We start from the raw sequence: 529 nt of genomic DNA, 5'->3' as shown, positions 1-529 counted from the left end.
CGCCTGCGGCGCCTCCAAGCCCGGCGGGAGCGGGCCCTCCGCGGGCGGCTCGCCGCCCTCGATCATGTCCTCCTCGCCCTGCGGCGGGGCATCGGCCTCGTCCGCCTGCGGCTCCGGCTCGGACCCGGCGGGAGGAGCCTCGGCCGTTGCCGTGCCGCTCTCAGGGCCGGCGGCGGCGCCCGGCGGCGTCTCGGCCGGAGCGCCATCGGTCAGCCGGTCGGTGTTCTTGCCGCTTGCCCTCGGCGCCGGGGCCGGCGCCTGCGCGACTTCCGCGGCCTCGTCGCCCGTCCCGCCGAACAAGCCGGCGATCGTCTCGCGCTGCGTATAGGCGAGCACGCCCGCGCCGATCAGGACCAGCACGACCAGGATCGTCATGACCAGGGCCGGCGCGCGCGAGTGCCGGGTGCGGGCCTCGCCGGCAGGCGCCATGTCGGACGGCGGCGGAGGCGGCGGAGCGGCACGCGGAGGCACGGTGGTGCGCGGCGGAACGGTGCCGGCCGGGGCTTCGCCGGCCTCGGCTCCGGTCGCG

Annotated in this window: 1 pseudogene; it reads right to left on the bottom strand. The window is 79.2% G+C overall.

Going from position 1 to position 529, the window contains the following annotated elements:
- Window positions 1-375: pseudogene (locus E4O86_RS23070) on the bottom strand (hypothetical protein); the annotation flags it as partial.
- Window positions 376-529: the final 154 nt, after the last annotated feature.

It is taken from the genome of Propylenella binzhouense (assembly GCF_009866965.1).
In the GTDB taxonomy this organism is placed as follows: domain Bacteria; phylum Pseudomonadota; class Alphaproteobacteria; order Rhizobiales; family Afifellaceae; genus Propylenella; species Propylenella binzhouense.
Note: the sequence above shows the minus strand (reverse complement) of the source record. Positions and strands in the feature narration are given on the sequence as shown.